This window comes from Vibrio gelatinilyticus (genome assembly GCF_022836845.1).
Classification (GTDB): domain Bacteria; phylum Pseudomonadota; class Gammaproteobacteria; order Enterobacterales; family Vibrionaceae; genus Vibrio; species Vibrio gelatinilyticus.
The window spans coordinates 84,196-99,015 of record NZ_JAJNNZ010000002.1 but is presented as its reverse complement, the minus strand read 5'-3'; the positions used below and the strand labels follow the sequence as shown (position 1 = coordinate 99,015).

The following is a 14,820-nucleotide window of genomic DNA, read 5'->3' as shown; positions in this document are numbered from 1 at the left end:
GTCAACTTAATTACAGGAAAATTTTGTTTGATTGTCAAAAAGACTAAATTCCACGTGATCATAGAGTGTTTTTATTGAGTTTGGGTGTTTTTTTGTGTGATAGTGATCACTATTTGCTTTTAGTGTGAATGTTTTATGTAACGCTGTTTTTTGTTTAACTTATTGTTATTTATTGATTTATATTTTATTTTCTTTTTTGCTGTGTGTTTTAGATCACTTTTTGGGGTTAATTAATTGTTTGCGCGAATTAATAGTCGTTATAGTGACGACCAAGCCAAAACGGCACATCAATAAGACGGCACGTTAAGCCGCTTTCAATTACTTAATAGGTGTTCTAATGAAAAAAGTACTCGCTCTAACCGCTCTAGCAGTAGCATCAACTAGTGTATTCGCAGGTTCTTCTTATGTAACAGGTAACGTTCAGTTTCACGATTCGTATCTGCAAGGTGCAAAGCAAACTTCTACTTTAGAAGCTGGTCACACGTTTGATTCAAATACGACTTTATTGGTAGAAATTGACGCAATTCCATTAGGAAAAGTTGAAGATGGCAAAGCAAACCCACTTCCATTTACTACGCTGGGTGTTGAGCAGGTGTTTAACCTAAGCGACAACCTATGGGTTGCTGCAGGTTATCACCACCTAGTTCAAGCGGGTGAGTCTTTCCAATACCGTCCTCTTGTAAAAATTGGCTATAACTTCGATAACGGTCTTTCTCTAAGCAACCGTACTCGTCACCACATTCAAGCCGATGACGTTCGTGGTGGTGAAAAGACTAATGACGAAACTCGTCTAGATAACAAAATTGCTTACGCGTTTGCAGATCAAGACTTAGCAATTAGCTACAACAACGTATACGTAATCAAGCAAGGTGATGCTAAAAACTCAATGGATCATGAGTTGCGTGCAACTTGGACTCGTACAGGCGTACAACCATACCTAGAGTTCCGTAGCCAAGCTCACGGACCTAAAGATGCACAAGGTGATAGCATCGTAAACAATGCATTGGTATTCGGTGCTTCATACGGTTTTTAATCGCTACAAACCAGCATTCAAGTTTACATGACAGCAAAGTCTCCTTATTGGGAGGCTTTTTTTTGCTTTGAACAAAGCCATTCTTTGGCTACAAGATTTTGTATAGCTTCATAACGATTTAGTTGGTTAAAAACTTGTCGTTATTTGGGGCGGATATATACGACTGCGTCAAGCTGGTGTTAGATGCAAGGCACTCACATGATTATGCACTGACATTAGGACTATGTTATTTATGTAACTAACTGATAAACAGTGTTTTATATAAATTTTTTGTTTTGGATGTTTCACCTTGTATTTACTGAGTGTGAATTTGTCTATTCGCTGAATTGAGCGCAGCATTTGCCTATATCTTTTGTTTAGAGGGCATCATGTTTCGTTTAGTTTCAGTTCTGGCTGCATTATTTTTTGCCGCCCCTACGTTTGCCGCATCGTCGTTTATCGAAGGCAATGTTCAGTTCAACAGTACGTATCTTCCTAATTCCAAAGTGACGGGTAAAATGGCCGCCGGTCATACTTTTGATACCGATACATCGATCTTGTTTAAGGTAGAACATATTCCTCTGGGAGGTACGCCGTATACCGATTCGCCCCATCATCATGACGATGTTTATTTTGGCCACTCCGCAAAAGCTCCATTAGTTACTTTGGGTGTCGAGCAAAAGTTTGCGCTTTCAAGAAACTTCTGGCTGGCGGCGGGATACCAGCACTTAATGCAGCTTGGTGAAACGATGCAATACCGCCCTTTGTTTAAAATTGGTTTTGATTTTGATGAGGGGATCTCGCTAAGTCATCGTACTCGAGCTGAAATATACGCTAAGCATAATCGTTGGGGCTACAAGCCCGATATTGATTATCGGTTTGACAATAAAATCGCTTATCAGTTTAAGACTCACCCAGTCAAAATTCACTATAACAACGTGTACTTCATGGGAGGCTCATATTATCCATGGTATACAGGCTCCTATAACTCTATGGATCATGAGTTTCGCTTAACACTCACCAAGTACGCTTTTCAACCCTACTTTGAGTATAAGAGCCAGGGCAACTTCCGACACCCATATGGCAACACAGGAGTGACCAACAGCGCGTTTGTTGTAGGTGGATCTTATCACTTTTAACTCCATACAAAAACGCCGCTTAAAGCGGCGTTTTCCATGTCGGTTATTTGTAATGACGGTAACTAAATACCTGTCCTTCTTCGTTGTAGGCGTAAACATGATAGGGATCTTTTTTATCGCCGTATTCCATACCCGGTGAGCCCATAGGCATGCCTGGTACAGCGAGACCTTTGGCGTTCTTAGGTGGGTTTTCTAGAAAAGCTTTGATATCACTGGCAGGAATATGGCCTTCGAAGACGTACTCACCAATTACGGCGGTATGACACGAAGCCAGTTCCGGCTCTATGCCAAGCTTTTCTTTGATTGGATTCATGTTTGTGTGCTCTTCTACCTTAACGTCAAAACCAGCATCTTCCATGTGCTTGACCCATTCTTTACAGCATCCGCAATAGGGAGACTTGTAAGTGAGTACCTGTGTGGCGAATGCTGAGCCTGCAATTAATGCCAAAGACAGCGTGGCGGTTTTTAGAATGCGTGTATGTATCGACATTGGATAACCTCTATGTGAATTGATACCTTACAGACTTACTATCGTATGAAAGGCATTTGCGTCTTTCTGCAAAGGAAGTATGGTCTGTGAGCGATTACTCTTACTTAAAATTTCTTAATCGATTAGCGTTTGTTACCACGGTAATCGAGGATAAAGCCATTGCCGCACCGGCTACAACGGGGCTGAGCAAAAAGCCATAAAATGGGTATAGTATTCCAGCGGCGATAGGTATCCCCAGAGAGTTATAGATAAACGCTCCAAACAGGTTTTGTTTGATGTTTTTTACCGTTGCTTTAGATAGCTCTATGGTATAGCTAATGCTCGATGGAGTACTGTTCAATAAGGTCATTGGCGCGCTTTCTATAGCAATATCACTGCCTGAACCCATTGCGATACCAACATCAGCTTTAGCCAGAGCTGGCGCATCATTGATGCCGTCACCTACCATGGCAATAAGGCCAAATTTCTTTTTTAGATCAATTATATGCTGGGCTTTATCATCAGGGAGTACTTCTGCAATAACCTCATCAATGCCAATTTTTTTAGCAATCGCCTGGGCGACATGGTTATTATCACCAGTGAGCATGACGGTGTGTATACCATTGGTTTGTAAGGTTGCTATCGCCTGAACGGCATCTGTCTTGATCTCATCGGCGATCGCTATGACAGAAAGTAGCTTTCTATTCAGGGTAACCACTACCGGGGTCCAGGCTTGCGCCTGACACTCGATTATAAAATCGTTGGCTTTACTGACATCAATATCTTGCTGCTTAACGTAATTCAGCGATGCAATGAGAATATTTTGTCCATCAACTTTACCTTGCACGCCTTTACCTTGAATGTTGGTAAATGAATCGACATGAAACAGATTCTCGGCATCATGCCAATACTGGACGACCGCTTTCGCTAAGGGGTGTTCAGAGCGCTGCTCCATGGGCACGACATAGCGTGCTACGTCGGCATCCTCCATCTCAAAGTGCATGACGCTTTGTACTTTTGGCTTCCCTTTTGTCAATGTTCCTGTCTTATCAAAAACGACGGCGGAAACTTTACTTAAGGTTTGCAATGCATCGGCGTCTTTGATCAGCACGCCGGCTTGCGCTGCTTTTCCTATACCAACAGTTATGGATAGTGGTGTTGCAAGCCCAAGGGCACACGGGCAAGCAATAATAAGCACAGTAGTGGCAACAATTAGCATGTAACTTGCTTTGGGCTCAGGACCAACGGCAAACCAAACTCCTGCGGCCGTTATGGCAATGAGAACCACAATAGGAACGAACACCGCAGAGATTGAGTCGGCCAGCTTTGCGATGGCGGGTTTACTGCTTTGTGCTTCGCGCACCATATTTACGATGCGAGACAGCATGGTTTTTGCGCCAACACTGGTAGCAATGATGGTCAATGCACCGTCACTGTTGAGTGTGCCTGCGGAGACGCAATCCCCTTGTTGTTTACTGATCGCCAGCGGTTCACCCGTTAACATCGACTCATCAATATAGCTGTGACCATCAATAATTTTCCCATCAACAGGGACTTTTTCACCGGGTTTAATTCGCAATGTCATTCCCGTTGTGATTTGAGCGATAGGCAGATGAGTCTCTTTACCGTCAATAATGGCCGTAGCGTGTTGTGGTTGAAGCCGCATCAATGCTTGCAAGGATTGATTGGTTTTTGATTTAGCTTTAGCTTCGATAAAGTGCCCTAATGAAATCAAGCCAATAATCATTGCACTTGCTTCAAAATAGACGTGTCGAGACGCATGTGGAAACCAATCTGGTTTAACGACTACAAGCATTGAGTACCACCACGCGGCACCAGTACCAAGGGCTACCAGTGTATCCATTGTTGCTCTTTTATGTTTCAAAGCAACATAGGCGTTGTGGAAAAAGTCTCGCCCAGCTGTTGCCAGTAATGCCAGACAAATGAGCCCGACAATCCCCCAGGCTGCTTGATCGAGCGGAGTTCGGATCATCATATTGCCGCCCAACATCCCCCATAGCATTAAAGGGGCACCTATTGCTAACGAGACAACGGTATTTCGCTTTTGCAGTGCTTGATGCTGCTCTAAGCGGTGTTTCTGAGTTTGTTGAGTGCTTTGCAGATCATTGGCAACCTCTGCCTGATAGCCAGCCTGACCGACCGTTTGGACAAGCTGCTCGCTGACTTGTTTTTTCTGGTGATCAGAAAGGGTACCCTCAATCAGCACTAACGCACTTTGTTCAGCAAGGTTCACTTGAGCACGTAAAATGTTAGGCTCTTTGAGGATGGCTTTTTCAACGGAGCTGACACAGCTTGCGCAGGTCATACCTTGAATCAATATATGAAGGCTGGTTTGTTCTTGAGCAAGGGCGTGTGGGCTCTGTTGCGACTCTGCGATTTTGGAGACCTGAGACTCTTCTAATGCTGCCGGCGGTTCAATGTTCTCGCTTGAGTCAATCAGGGCGGCATGAAAGCCCAGTGACTCGATTTTATTTATGATGACAGACTCGGGAAGCAAACTGTGCACTTGAAGCTGAGATTTCGAAATATCCGTTATGGAAACCCCGCTGACTTCTTCTAAAGCGAGTTTTACTTTGGCAACGCATTTACCGCAGTTGAGGCCCGATAGAGTGAAGGTGAGCGCTTCACCTGCTTGATACCCGCACTCTGAAATAATCTTAGCGAGTTGAGTTGGCGTTGCCTTAGAGCGAGCCACCAGATGCTCAGTATCGATGGATAGAATTTCAATTGAAGCCTCTGACTCAATAAGGGCAGTTTTGAGCTTTTTGACGCACCCCATACAAGAGAGCCCTGAGAGTTTTAATGTGATTTCGTGCATCGCTGGCCTCAGTATTAGCGTTGTTATGAGGTAAAGATAAACCTTACCTCAAGGGCAAGGTCAAGCTATTCGTTGTAGATTTGATTTAAGGTGATAAAATAGCGCCAAATTTTTGCAGAGCGCGGTGATGTTCATCGCGTGCAATCGACACTAAGGTATATTCAATGACGGTTAAAACTCGTTTTGCTCCAAGCCCGACTGGCTATCTTCACGTTGGTGGTGCGCGTACAGCACTATATTCATGGCTTTATGCAAAGAACCAAGGCGGTGAATTTGTATTGCGTATTGAAGACACTGACCTTGAGCGTAACTCTCAAGAAGCTGTTGATGCGATCCTTGAGGGTATGCAATGGATGGGCCTGGAGTGGAACGAAGGACCATACTTCCAATCAAAGCGTTTTGATCGCTATAACGAGATGGTTGATAAGCTGCTTGCTGAAGACAAAGCATACAAGTGTTTTGCTTCTAAAGAACTGCTTGAAGAGATCCGTGCAGAACAAGAAGGCAACAAGGAAATCCCTCGTTACGATGCAAACCACCCTAAAATTGTGTCAGCAAACGCCGCAGCGAAAGAGGGTGACCCTTGCGTGATTCGTTTCCGCAATCCAAAAGAAGGCAGTGTAGTATTTGATGACCAGATCCGTGGTCGCATCGAAATCTCAAACAGCCAAATGGATGATCTGATCATTCGCCGTACCGACGGTGCGCCAACATACAACTTTGTTGTGGTTGTGGATGACTGGGATATGGGTATCACTCACGTTGTTCGTGGTGAAGACCACATCAACAACACCCCACGTCAAATCAACATCTATGAAGCACTGGGTGCGCCAGTACCAACCTTTGCGCATTGTGCGATGATTCTTGGTGATGATGGCGCTAAACTGTCAAAACGTCACGGAGCGGTATCTGTGATGCAGTATCGCGACGAAGGTTATCTGCCAAATGCACTAAATAACTACTTGGTTCGTCTAGGTTGGTCTCATGGCGACCAAGAAATCTTCTCACAAGAAGAGATGGTTAACTTGTTCTCACTAGATGCGATCTCTAAGTCTGCATCTGCATTTAACACTGACAAGCTGTTGTGGCTTAACAACCATTACATCAAAACATCAGAGCCTGAATATGTTGCGAAGCACCTGCAATGGCATCTAGATCAGCAGAAGCTAAACACCGAAAACGGCCCTGCGATTACTGAAGTGATTAAGCTAGTGGGTGAGCGTTGCAACACGCTTGTTGAGCTGGCACAACAAATTCGTTACTTTTATGAAGACTTCTCTGAGTTTGAAGCTGGCGCTGCGAAGAAGCACTTGCGCGGCGTAGCGAAAGGTCCTTTGGAAGCGGCTTTAGCGAAAGTGGAAGCTTTGGAAGAGTGGACGACGGCGAATATAAAAGACAATGTGATTGCAGCTGTTTGTGAAGAGCTTGAAATTGGCATGGGTAAAATTGGTATGCCTCTTCGCGTTGCGGTAACGGGTGGTGGTCAATCACCTTCAGTTGATGCTGTGATGGAGCTTATCGGCAAAGAGCGCGTCATCGCTCGTATCAAGATGGCGCTTGAGTTCATTGCTGAACGTGAAGCCAACGCATAGTCGCGTTATGATGGTTTAGTACTAAAATAGGCCAGTGATTTATAAAGCCGCAACCTAGGTTGCGGTTTTTTTATGAACATCTGGCTGCTCAGGTAAACAAAAAGCGACCATCAGGTCGCTTTTTTCATTGTTGCTTAGAAGAACTATTATTTCGCAAGGTATTCGAGGATTGATGCTTCAATACCAGCGGCATCAAGCCCAAGCTCAGCGTGCAGTTCGTCTTGAGTTCCTTGGGCAATAAACTTGTCAGGAAGGCCAAGGTTGAGTACTGGCTTCATTAGTTTTTCGCTCATCATGTATTCGATCACACCCGCACCAGCGCCGCCAGCAATGGCATTTTCTTCAAGTGTCACAATCACATCATGGTTTGCGCACAACTCTTTGATAAGCGCTTCATCAAGTGGCTTAACAAATCGCATGTCGGCAACACTTGCATTAAGGTTTTCTGCGGCTTGAAGCGCGTTGTCTAGGAAGGTTCCAAAAGACAAAATTGCCACTTTCTCACCTTGTCGAACCATTCGACCTTTGCCTATTTCCAGCGCGGTAAACTCTGTTTCTGGCGTGGTGCCATTCCCGCTGCCACGAGGGTAGCGAACGGCACTTGGGCCAGTGTGCTTGTGACCAGTATAAAGCATCTGGCGACATTCATTCTCATCACTTGGCGCCATGATCACCATATTCGGAATGCAGCGCATGAAGCTCAAATCAAAGGCACCCTGATGCGTCTGGCCGTCTGCCCCGACAAGACCAGCACGGTCGATGGCGAACATGACAGGCAAATCCATGATGGCCACATCGTGGATCAACTGATCGTAGCCACGTTGCAAGAAGGTCGAGTAGATAGCGACGATGGGGTGCTCACCAGCGATCGCCATGCCCGTAGCCAGTGTCACAGCGTGCTGCTCAGCGATAGCGACATCAAAGTACTGCTCAGGGTACTCTTTTGAAAATCGAACCATACCTGAGCCTTCACGCATTGCAGGTGTGATGGCCATGAGTTTCGGATCTTGCGCCGCCATATCACATAAGAAGTCACCAAAAATGTTCGAGTAGCTTGGCTTGCTCGAGCTGCTTTTTGGAAGGCTTGAATGTGACGGGTCAAATTTTGGTACGCCGTGATAGCCTATTGGGTCTTTTTCTGCTGGCTCATAACCTTTGCCTTTTTTGGTCATGATGTGCAGAAATTGAGGGCCTTTCAACTCTCGCATGTTTGTCAGCGTTTTTATGAGTTCATTGACGTCGTGGCCATCCACTGGGCCAATGTAGTTGAAACCAAGTTCTTCAAACAGTGTTCCAGGGACGATCATCCCTTTTAAATGCTCTTCAGTTCGACGAACGAGTTCTTTTATTGGTGGCAGGCCAGATAGCGCCTTTTTACCGCCTTCACGAATTGAGGTATAAAGGCTACCAGAAAGTACTTGAGCCAAGTGGTTGTTCAACGCGCCGACATTCTCAGAGATCGACATTTCGTTGTCATTAAGAATGACCAACATATCCGAGTGTACATCACCAGCGTGATTCAACGCTTCAAATGCCATCCCAGCCGTTATAGCGCCGTCACCAATAACACTCACGACTTTGCGATCTTTGCCTTCTTTTTGAGCGGCGATCGCAATGCCTAGCGCGGCACTGATTGATGTCGAAGAGTGTCCCACCGACAATACGTCGTATTCGCTCTCTTTACGCCAAGGAAACGGGTGTAAACCATCTTTCTGGCGAATGGTGGGCATTTTCTCACGACGCCCGGTTAAGATTTTATGCGGGTACGCTTGATGTCCGACATCCCAGATGAGTTGATCAAATGGAGTGTTGTAGACATGGTGCAACGCCACCGTAAGCTCAACGGTGCCGAGACCTGAAGCTAGGTGGCCACTAGACTGGCTCACCGAGTTCAATAAGTAAGTCCTAAGCTCCTCACATAACTTAGGCAGTGACTCTTTGGGCATCAATCGCAGCTCTTCTGGCGTATTGGCTAGAGTCAGTGTTGGATATTTTGAAATATCAAGTGTCATAGTATTCAGCGCTTGTTTTATGTTAGTTCTTGCGCTCGATGACATATCGGGCGAAATCTTCGAGTAATTGCGTATTGTAGGGGATTGCATCCAAAGCACAAAGCGCTTCTTCAAAAAGTGCTTGTGCTTTTTGACGAGCACCCTCTAGCCCTAGCAGAGCAGGGTAGGTGCTTTTGTTAAGCTGCTGGTCAGAGCCTTGCGGCTTACCCAATGTTTCTGTGTCGCTGGTAATATCTAAAATGTCGTCTTGCACCTGAAAGGCCAAACCAATTGCGTTGGCGAATCGTTCGAGACTCGGTAATACCTCTCGGCCTTTTTTACCTGCCGCCAGTGCGCCTAGCTGAACCGCACATTTAATCAGTGCGCCAGTTTTATTACGATGGATCTCGGCAAGCTGATCAATACCAACCATTTTCCCTTCAGCCTCAATATCCAGAGCCTGACCAATGCACATACCTGATGCGCCCGAAGCACTGGCCAAGTTTTTCACCATGTCAATTCTTAGGCTCTCAGCATTGGGGGCTAACCGACCTTCGGCAAGAATCGTGAAGGCGAGAGTTTGTAGAGCATCACCTGCGAGAATCGCCGTGGCTTCATCAAACTGTTTATGACAAGTTGCTTGGCCTCGTCGTAGCTCATCGTCATCCATCGCGGGTAAATCATCGTGAATCAATGAATAAGCGTGAACGCATTCGATGGCAGCTGCAGGTGCGTCTAAGTCTGCAATATCACATCCCAGCATTTCGCCAGTGGCGTAAACGAGGAAAGGACGTGCTCTTTTACCACCAAGCAGCAGGCCGTATCGCATTGCTTGGGTAAGAGCCTGATGTTGATGAGGCAGATTGTTTAGCCAGCTTTGAAGCTGCGCATTATTTCGATTCTGATAAGACTGCAAAGTCTCGATCATGGGGTAACTCACTTTTGAATATTAATCGTGCTTGTCGCTGAAAGTTTGTAACTCGGCAGTGTCGTCTTTACTTAGAAGGATACTGACTTTTTGCTCGGCGTCGCTGAGTTTAACTTGGCCTGCGCGAGCCAAAGCGATGCCTCGTTCAAACTTTTTAAGTGCGTCGTCAAGCGACAGGTCGCCATTTTCCAATTGTTCTACCAGATCGTCGAGTTCTTCGACCATCGCTTCGAATGCCATATTTTCAGGTTTTTTGGTCGCCATAATATACACACTTTTTTTAGAATGACCGAACGTTACCTTAGGCTAGCCACAGGGTCAAATCTCAACTGTTAAAAATGTAGTAAAGATGTTGGCTGGATCTGTCTTATCTTCGAATTAGTCTTTAAATTGTGTACGGTAAATCGGCCTTGGCGGTGGCGAGTTAGCACTGATTGGGCTGCACATTATTAAAAAATGTGATGTGCTGACCAAGATTTTTATTAAAGATCCTCCAGTCCGGTCGATAACCACTATATGCTGTAGAGCGAATTTTAATAATAACGATATGGGGTGTTGAGTGGATTTAGCAACTCTGATTGGCTTAATTGGTGGTATAGCCTCGATTACCATTGCGATGGTACTTGGTGGCAGCATCATGACTTACTACGATACAACGTCAGTGTTTATCGTTGTTGGTGGATCTCTGTTTGTGGTGTTGATGAAGTTCACTATCAGCCAGTTTTTTAGTGCTACCAAAATTGCTGGAAAAGCTTTCATATTCAAAACGGATGAACCAGAGGACCTCATTGCCAAGATTGTCGAAATGGCAGATGCGGCTCGAAAAGGTGGTTTTCTCGCGCTAGAAGAGATGGATATCAACAATAGCTTTATGCAAAAAGGCATCGATCTACTCGTTGATGGCCACGATGCAGAAGTAGTACGCAGCGCGATGCAAAAAGACATTGCTTTGACCGATGAACGTCACTTAAAAGGCTCTGGAGTGTTTCGTGCCTTTGGTGAGGTGTCACCTGCGATGGGGATGATCGGCACGCTGATTGGTCTGGTGGCAATGCTATCAAACATGGATGACCCTAAGTCAATTGGTCCTGCAATGGCCTTAGCCTTGTTAACAACGTTGTATGGGGCGATATTGTCCAACATGTTGTTTTTCCCAATTGCAGATAAACTCTCTTTGCGCCGCGAGCAAGAAAAACTCAATCGCCGCTTAATTATGGATGGGGTGCTTGCAATCCAAGATGGGCAGAACCCGAGAGTCATTGATAGTTACCTTAAAAACTACCTCAATGAAAGCAAACGAGTTCTTGACCTAGATGCTGAGTAACTCAAAGTGCTAATGGTGGAGTAGTGAGATGGAAGAAGAAGTAAAATGCAAATGTCCTCCTCCCGGTCTACCACAGTGGATGGGAACATTTGCAGACTTGATGTCTTTGCTGATGTGCTTTTTTGTACTTTTGTTGTCGTTCTCAGAAATGGATGTCCTTAAGTTTAAACAAATCGCAGGCTCCATGAAGTTTGCGTTTGGTGTACAAAACCGTCTAGAAGTCAAAGATATTCCTAAAGGAACTAGCATTATCGCTCAGGAATTTCGCCCTGGTAGACCTGAGCCGACCCCGATCGATGTCATCATGCAGCAGACGATAGATATTACTCAGCAAACTTTGGAGTTTCATGAGGGAGAGTCGGATCGTGCCGGAGGCATACAGAAAGACGAAGGTAAAAACACAGGCGGACAAACCGCCAGTAAGTCTCGCAAAGATCAGATAGGCACCGCCACTTCTGAAAAAATGGAGCAAGCTGAAGATCTTGAGAAACTTGAAGAGATCATAAAAAAAGCGCTGCAACGTGAGATTATCCAAGGGGCTGTTGAAGTTGAGAACTTGGGACAACAACTGGTTATTCGTATTCAAGAAAAAGGGGCATTCCCAGAAGGCTCAGCCTATTTGCAGCCCAAATTTCGACCTTTGGTTCGCCAAGTCGCTGACCTGGTTAAAGATATTCCTGGCCAGGTGCGGGTCTCCGGTCATACCGACGACCAGATTTTAGATTCTGAACTTTACCGTTCTAACTGGGATTTATCATCGCAACGCGCGGTGTCTGTTGCCCAGGAAATGGAAAAAGTGAAGGGCTTTTCTCACCAGCGACTGCGTGTACTTGGGGTTGCGGACACTGAACCTTTAGTTCCAAATGACAATGACAGGCAGCGAGCTCGAAATCGCCGAGTAGAAATCAGCATTATGCAGGGCGAGCCTGTTTATTCTGAAGAAGTACCCACCGTTCGATAAAAGATCGTGAAGATGAATAAACAACAACACCAAAGCTTGCTTTGGTGTTGTTGTTTTTCTTGTGTATACTTGCGCCTAATTTAGCCTTGTGATCGTTTTTGCCTTTCAACTTTGTTGCTATGGTGACTCTTAATAGCGGTCATTAATGTACTACAGTATTAATAAATACTTTCCTACTGTCAGCTCAGACAGCATTCCAGTGAGATGTGAAGAAACTATGAGATTTATCGTTAAACCCCATCCAGAGATTTTTGTAAAAAGTGAATCGGTCCGTAAACGTTTTACTAAGATCTTAGAATGTAATATCCGAATTATTGTGCAACGCCGCACTGAGTCGGTAGCGGTTTACAATCGACGTGATCACATTGAAGTGACTTCAACTTCATCCGAGTATCGTGATGAAGTACTTAATATATTGACTCATACGCCAGGTATCCATCATGTACTAGAAGTTCAGCAATCTGACTTTGAAGACATGCATGATATATATGAGCAGGTATTAGCGTTAAGCGGTAGCCGCCTAGAGAACAAAACATTTGTAGTGAGAGCTAAGCGCCGCGGTAAGCATGACTTTACCTCCATCGAGTTAGAGCGTTATGTTGGCGGAGGCTTAAATCAAGCTATCGAAAGTGCAAAGGTCAAACTGAGCAAGCCTGACGTTACGGTTAACATCGAGATCGCTAACGATAAATTGAACCAAGTCCTTGCTCGTCATAAAGGACTTGGTGGATTCCCACTTGGCACACAAGAAGATGTGTTGAGTTTGATTTCCGGTGGCTTCGACTCGGGCGTGTCTAGCTATCTTCATATCAAGCGCGGCTCCAAAACGCATTATTGCTTCTTTAATTTAGGTGGCCCAGCCCACGAAATTGGTGTGAAGCAAGTATCACACTTCCTTTGGAATAAATACGGCTCATCAGCAAAGGTGAAGTTCATTTCGGTCGACTTTGAACCTGTTGTGGCTGAGATTTTAGAGAAAGTCGATGATGGCCAAATGGGCGTTGTGCTTAAACGTATGTTTATGCGAGCTGGAGGTATGCTGGCAGAGAAGTTTGGCATTCAAGCTTTGGTCACGGGTGAGGCGCTCGGTCAGGTTTCTAGCCAAACACTGACAAACCTTCGCCACATCGACGGGGTAACTGATACCCTGATTCTTCGCCCACTAATTAATTGGGATAAAGAAGACATCATTGACTTGTCTCGTGAGATCGGTACAGAGGATTTCGCGAAAACTATGCCAGAATACTGTGGTGTAATTTCTAAAAAGCCAACAGTTAAAGCGATCAAAGAGAAACTGGAAGCGGAAGAAGCGAAATTTGACTTTGCTATTTTAGATCAGGTTGTTGCTGAGTCACGGATGATCGACATTCGTGACATTGAAAAACAAAGCCAGGAACAAGCACCAGAAGTCGAGCAAGTTCAAGCCGTTGAAGAACATGCTGTTGTACTGGATATTCGCAGTGCAGAAGAAGAGGAAGAGAGCCCATTAGAGCTTGAGGGCGTTGAGGTTCAGCACCTTCCATTCTTTAGGCTAGGCACCAAGTTTGGGGATTTGGATCAATCAAAGACCTACTTGCTGTATTGTGACCGAGGTGTCATGAGCCGTTTGCAAGCATTGTATCTACAAGAACAAGGTTTCGAAAACGTCAAAGTTTACCGTCCGTAGTCGATGTTGACTTACTAATTTAAAGGCTCCTGATTTAGGAGCCTTTTTTGTACCTGACAGTGCCACCTGTGTCTTTTGCTATACGTTATTAGGCCAATCATCAGGGACTATAAACCAAAACTGACCGGATTTAGATTGGCAGTGTATAAAGTGCTCCGGGGGCTCTATTATTGGAGTAAGGTCAGTGACGCATTTCAAGCCTGTTGCCCAGTAAGGCTTTTTTAACTTGTACAGCGGCTCAGTTATTTGCGTGAATTGACTCTGATAGCACCACAAGCCCGTTATGTTTTGTTGTTCGATTGGCAGTCCTAAACAGTTGGTTGGGACATCTTCAGATTCAAAAGGGTTAACGTAGAGGCGACCCTGCATTAATAGATGTTTGGTGATTTGCTCAAACTCAGGAAATAGGATTTGAAAGGCTTTGGTATTGGTCATTGTTAACTGATGCTCTAGCATGCGCGAAAGCTTAATGTCTAAACGATCCTTGGCATTAGGGCCATACCATCGCCCTTGTTTCAACAGGTAAAACTTAATCGCCACTTCCCAGTGTTCAACGCGGTTTTCTTCTGTGTTTTTAAGCAAGAAATCAATCGCACCGATAGTTCGTTTATCTTGTTGCAATTGAACTTCTTCGGCAATCATCTGGTAGTGTGGGTGGTCGTCAAATAGGCGCTTGCATAGCTCTTGGTACAAGAAACCAAGCCTCGGGTTGCCATTATAGTGGGTGTTGAGAGTGTCATAGCTATAACCCATGACTGGAAAGGTTTTAGCGATACGACTGTCACCGGACACTAGTCCTTTTGATGTTTCAATCCAGGTGGCGAAGGTGGGCAAATCAGAATCGGACATATCACTCTCTTATTACGTATTTATACGGATCGACGCTCTCTCACCAATTT

At 45.0% G+C, this 14,820-nt stretch carries 12 protein-coding genes; 6 read left to right on the top strand and 6 right to left on the bottom strand.

The window, feature by feature from the left end; genetic code table 11:
• Positions 1–337: 337 nt before the first annotated feature.
• Both LNL84_RS02610 and LNL84_RS02605 read left to right on the top strand, forming a co-directional pair.
• Entirely contained in the window at positions 338–1,033 is a 696-nt protein-coding gene (locus LNL84_RS02610) for an oligogalacturonate-specific porin KdgM family protein (protein WP_244355023.1), read from the top strand.
• Between the two features lie 368 nt (positions 1,034–1,401).
• The gene (locus LNL84_RS02605; RefSeq protein WP_244355021.1) at positions 1,402–2,151 is read left to right on the top strand and encodes a porin; all 750 of its coding nucleotides are present in this window, start codon (positions 1,402–1,404) and stop codon (positions 2,149–2,151) included.
• Between the two features lie 43 nt (positions 2,152–2,194).
• Here the strand turns inward: LNL84_RS02605 and LNL84_RS02600 are convergent, their stop codons facing one another.
• Together LNL84_RS02600 and LNL84_RS02595 are read right to left on the bottom strand one after the other, a co-directional pair.
• A complete protein-coding gene (locus LNL84_RS02600) occupies positions 2,195–2,641 on the bottom strand; it encodes a DUF411 domain-containing protein (protein ID WP_244355019.1) in 447 nt (148 codons plus the stop codon).
• A 100-nt stretch (positions 2,642–2,741) separates the two neighbouring features.
• Positions 2,742–5,459, bottom strand: a complete 2,718-nt coding sequence (locus LNL84_RS02595; protein ID WP_244355017.1) for a copper-translocating P-type ATPase — start codon at positions 5,457–5,459, stop codon at positions 2,742–2,744.
• A gap of 164 nt (positions 5,460–5,623) precedes the next feature.
• Between LNL84_RS02595 and gltX the strand changes: the two genes are divergently transcribed.
• On the top strand, positions 5,624–7,051 hold the full coding sequence (gltX, locus tag LNL84_RS02590) for a glutamate--tRNA ligase (protein WP_244355016.1): 1,428 nt from the start codon (positions 5,624–5,626) through the stop codon (positions 7,049–7,051).
• Between the two features lie 146 nt (positions 7,052–7,197).
• On the opposite strand, the gene dxs is transcribed toward gltX, so the two are convergent.
• From dxs to xseB, 3 genes are read right to left on the bottom strand one after another with little or no spacing between them, the layout of a single operon-like run.
• Positions 7,198–9,063, bottom strand: a complete 1,866-nt coding sequence (gene dxs / locus LNL84_RS02585) for a 1-deoxy-D-xylulose-5-phosphate synthase (protein ID WP_244355015.1) — start codon at positions 9,061–9,063, stop codon at positions 7,198–7,200.
• A 22-nt stretch (positions 9,064–9,085) separates the two neighbouring features.
• Positions 9,086–9,970, bottom strand: a complete 885-nt coding sequence (ispA, locus tag LNL84_RS02580; protein ID WP_244355014.1) for a (2E,6E)-farnesyl diphosphate synthase — start codon at positions 9,968–9,970, stop codon at positions 9,086–9,088.
• A 21-nt stretch (positions 9,971–9,991) separates the two neighbouring features.
• Complete coding sequence (xseB, locus tag LNL84_RS02575) at positions 9,992–10,234, bottom strand: exodeoxyribonuclease VII small subunit (RefSeq protein ID WP_244355013.1); 243 nt, start codon at positions 10,232–10,234, stop codon at positions 9,992–9,994.
• 295 nt (positions 10,235–10,529) lie between these two features.
• Between xseB and pomA the strand changes: the two genes are divergently transcribed.
• From pomA to thiI, 3 genes are all read left to right on the top strand, one after another.
• A complete protein-coding gene (pomA, locus tag LNL84_RS02570; protein ID WP_244355012.1) occupies positions 10,530–11,294 on the top strand; it encodes a flagellar motor protein PomA in 765 nt (254 codons plus the stop codon).
• Between the two features lie 28 nt (positions 11,295–11,322).
• Entirely contained in the window at positions 11,323–12,255 is a 933-nt protein-coding gene (locus LNL84_RS02565; RefSeq protein ID WP_244355010.1) for a flagellar motor protein MotB, read from the top strand.
• A 217-nt stretch (positions 12,256–12,472) separates the two neighbouring features.
• The gene (gene thiI / locus LNL84_RS02560; protein ID WP_244355008.1) at positions 12,473–13,921 is read left to right on the top strand and encodes a tRNA uracil 4-sulfurtransferase ThiI; all 1,449 of its coding nucleotides are present in this window, start codon (positions 12,473–12,475) and stop codon (positions 13,919–13,921) included.
• A gap of 78 nt (positions 13,922–13,999) precedes the next feature.
• Here thiI and LNL84_RS02555 read toward each other — a convergent pair whose 3' ends face one another.
• Positions 14,000–14,770: a DUF1853 family protein gene (locus tag LNL84_RS02555; protein WP_244355006.1), complete on the bottom strand. Its 771-nt coding sequence runs from the start codon at positions 14,768–14,770 to the stop codon at positions 14,000–14,002.
• Positions 14,771–14,820 lie beyond the last annotated feature (50 nt).

Bases quoted from the DNA above. Each gene is read 5' to 3' on its own strand.
- LNL84_RS02610 (WP_244355023.1), top strand. From the start codon at position 338: ATGAAAAAAGTACTCGCTCTAACCGCTCTAGCAGTAGCATCAACTAGT.
- LNL84_RS02605 (WP_244355021.1), top strand. From the start codon at position 1,402: ATGTTTCGTTTAGTTTCAGTTCTGGCTGCATTATTTTTTGCCGCCCCT.
- LNL84_RS02600 (WP_244355019.1), bottom strand. From the start codon at position 2,641: ATGTCGATACATACACGCATTCTAAAAACCGCCACGCTGTCTTTGGCA.
- LNL84_RS02595 (WP_244355017.1), bottom strand. From the start codon at position 5,459: ATGCACGAAATCACATTAAAACTCTCAGGGCTCTCTTGTATGGGGTGC.
- gltX (WP_244355016.1), top strand. From the start codon at position 5,624: ATGACGGTTAAAACTCGTTTTGCTCCAAGCCCGACTGGCTATCTTCAC.
- dxs (WP_244355015.1), bottom strand. From the start codon at position 9,063: ATGACACTTGATATTTCAAAATATCCAACACTGACTCTAGCCAATACG.
- ispA (WP_244355014.1), bottom strand. From the start codon at position 9,970: ATGATCGAGACTTTGCAGTCTTATCAGAATCGAAATAATGCGCAGCTT.
- xseB (WP_244355013.1), bottom strand. From the start codon at position 10,234: ATGGCGACCAAAAAACCTGAAAATATGGCATTCGAAGCGATGGTCGAA.
- LNL84_RS02565 (WP_244355010.1), top strand. From the start codon at position 11,323: ATGGAAGAAGAAGTAAAATGCAAATGTCCTCCTCCCGGTCTACCACAG.
- thiI (WP_244355008.1), top strand. From the start codon at position 12,473: ATGAGATTTATCGTTAAACCCCATCCAGAGATTTTTGTAAAAAGTGAA.
- LNL84_RS02555 (WP_244355006.1), bottom strand. From the start codon at position 14,770: ATGTCCGATTCTGATTTGCCCACCTTCGCCACCTGGATTGAAACATCA.